General features: G+C 43.0%; 2 protein-coding genes and 2 pseudogenes. All 4 read right to left on the minus strand.

Annotated features, from left to right (window positions below; translation table 11 throughout):
* A pseudogene (locus AB3112_RS10465) lies at nt 1-411 on the minus strand (ABC transporter permease); the annotation flags it as partial.
* A complete protein-coding gene (locus AB3112_RS10470) occupies nt 398-1,279 on the minus strand; it encodes an ABC transporter ATP-binding protein (RefSeq protein ID WP_057909317.1) in 882 nt (293 codons plus the stop codon). The gene AB3112_RS10470 and the pseudogene AB3112_RS10465, both read right to left, overlap by 14 nt.
* Nucleotides 1,276-1,644: a GntR family transcriptional regulator gene (locus tag AB3112_RS10475; RefSeq protein WP_057909383.1), complete on the minus strand. Its 369-nt coding sequence runs from the start codon at nt 1,642-1,644 to the stop codon at nt 1,276-1,278. The genes AB3112_RS10470 and AB3112_RS10475 overlap by 4 nt, the downstream gene beginning before the upstream one ends.
* Before the next feature lie 30 nt (nt 1,645-1,674).
* A pseudogene (locus AB3112_RS10480) lies at nt 1,675-2,728 on the minus strand (ABC transporter permease); the annotation flags it as partial.

Raw genomic sequence — 2,728 nt, forward strand, 5'->3', positions numbered from 1 at the left:
ATGGAAGTAGTTGACATAAGACGACATAAAAATATTGGTGTTGTGTGCATGAACCAAGGGCATCAAGACCACGTATTGGTAGAACAAATTGAACGTATTTCCGATTAGAATTAACAACCCATAGACGGTTACCTGGGCTTCAAAAAAAGTGGTCCGCGAAATGCCATTTTGAATGAGGAATTTGAAATTCTCATATGATAAGGTCGAAATCGCAAACATGTAGACACCAAATGCCGCCGTAATCCAAGTTCCCCGCATCTGTTCGGCTAAGGAATAGTCGCTTAGAGAACCTGAAATGAGCGAAAAGATAAACGGTAAAATCAGGAAGGCCACGAACAAAAAGGCGTACATTTCGAAAAGACCAATTATCTGACGCCGGAATAAATATTGAGTCACTTTATTTGTCTTCATGGTGGGCACTCCCCTCATATTGATTGGTCAAATAGATAAATAATTTCTGCAGATCAAAATTCGATAGTTGAACCGTATCGGGTAAAATCCGGTCGTCCAAGTCGCCATAAACGTAGTTGGCCCGGATGCTTCCCATGTTGTCGTGGCCAATCACATTCAACCCTTGGGTATATTGATCCACATCTTTTTCTGGTCCGACCACGGAATGGGTTTTAGCCAAAACGTCTTCAACCGGCTGGTTCAAAATCACCCGCCCTTGATCCAGGACAATGACATCGCTAATAATATTGGCCACTTCTTCAATCAAATGTGTTGAAATGATAAAGGTGCGTGGATTATCGGAATATGACTGGATCAACTCAGAATAAAACAGTTCTCGGTGGTTGGCATCAAGGCCTAACACCGGCTCGTCGAGCAACACAAATTTGACCGGCAGACACAGCGCCAAAATCAACTTAAAGATTGAATTATAACCCGTCGATAATTTGCCAAACTTCTGATTAATATCCAGTCCAAATTCCGTGATTAACCGGTCTGCCAGCTCGTGATTAAAGCTGCCGTAAAATGATTCGGAATCTTTGATAATCTGCTTAAGCTTCCAGCCATCAGCATAGAGGTTCACTTCGCTCATCAGGTACATCAAACCCAACTTGGCATCATTGTCGTCAACATTTTCGGAGTCAATCTTAACTTCCCCTTCCCCAGCGAAGATCCGATTTGTCATGATACTCAGCAACGTGCTTTTACCGGCACCGTTTCGACCCAGAAGGCCATAGATTTTGCCTTCCTCGAAGGTAAGATTAACATCCGACAAAACGTGTTTGGATCCAAATGTTTTGGTGATGTGGCTGACTTCAAGTACACTCATCGCTTGTAACCTCTTTTCACTAATTCTAGTAATTCGTCTTCGGAAATATCCAAATTACGCGCCTCGCGAACCAAGTTCACAACAAATTCCTCAAAGAAACTGTTGCGCTTTTCTTCGAGGATTCGTTGCCTGGCTCCTTGCTGAACAAACATCCCAAGGCCCCGTCGTTTCTCAATTAAATTCTTGGCAACGACAATGTTCATGCCTTTTAAAACGGTCGCGGGATTGATGTGAAACTCCTTTGAAATCTCGGTGGTCGAAGGGATTTGTTGGCCCTCTTCAAAACCACCGGATGCGACCGCATCTTCAATTTGTTCAGCGACTTGGCGGTAAATGGGTTCCGAACTATTAAATTCAAATTTCATCATAACCAACCCATTTCCTTTTGTAAGCAATTAGCGTTCCACCTTGGTCTTTGGAACCACGATCTTTGAGTAAATCAATACCGTTACAACAAAGTAGATCAGGTATAAAATCACAAATCCAATCGTCGTGATTCCAAATGTCTGATAGGCACTGGTTAGCAAGTGGCCTTGGACAAACATTTGCAGACCAAAGGCAACGTCAATGATACCGAGAACGGCTGGTAAGGCAAACAAGCCGAGAATTTGTGCCAAAATCGAATGGTTCAAGACAGATCGACGGGTGCCAATTTTGTTCAGCATATCAAAGCGGATCTTATCACTGGCAGTCCCGCTTAAAATCTTAAACATCAAGCAACTGGCAAGCATGGCCAAAAACGCAATTCCCAGGAAAATACCCATAAATTCCAGGCTGCCAAAGACACCTTTGAGTAATTGATACATCGTAAATGACCCCATCTGCAGGTCCTTAACGTGGTATTGTTTTTGTTGAAGTTCGGTAATTTTTGTTAACTGAGGACTGGCAGCGTCCATATCGTGTGCCCGGACTAAGAAGAGGGCGTTTGTCTTGGCATTAATTTGGCTGAAGGTTTGGGCTGAAACGACCCGAATCTTGTAAGATTGAATGGTTGGTGCCTGCAAACTCGACAGTGCCTGGTATGGATCCGAATTAACATCTTTGAAGTCCTTAAGTGAAGCATTGGAAACTTTTGATTTCAGTTGAGCCTGATTGGTAAAATGGGCATACTTCATCGGTTGTTGCTTTAATTGATCGGCCCGGTAATAAACGTGTTTGGTTTGAGAGTCGACCTTCTGTTGATAGGTCACAGTTGATTTACCTTTAATTTGGCCAATCAGTGAGCCCTGTTTGGCAGTCGGATTAGTCAATGCAACAGAATAATAACCGTTTCCCTCTGCTAATTTGGGAACCATATTCTGAAAGCCAACCCCAACCGTAATGGCCCCCAGTGCCAACGCAAACAAAAGTGAGACAACGGAGAGAATCTTGGTATAATCCCGAATTCTGAATTTAAGCTGAGCCAACGTAAATGAATTTAAACCCTTTGAACTCATCTTTGATCGCTGA

The sequence above is a fragment of the Lentilactobacillus sp. genome (assembly GCF_040773105.1).
Classification (GTDB): domain Bacteria; phylum Bacillota; class Bacilli; order Lactobacillales; family Lactobacillaceae; genus Lentilactobacillus; species Lentilactobacillus parabuchneri.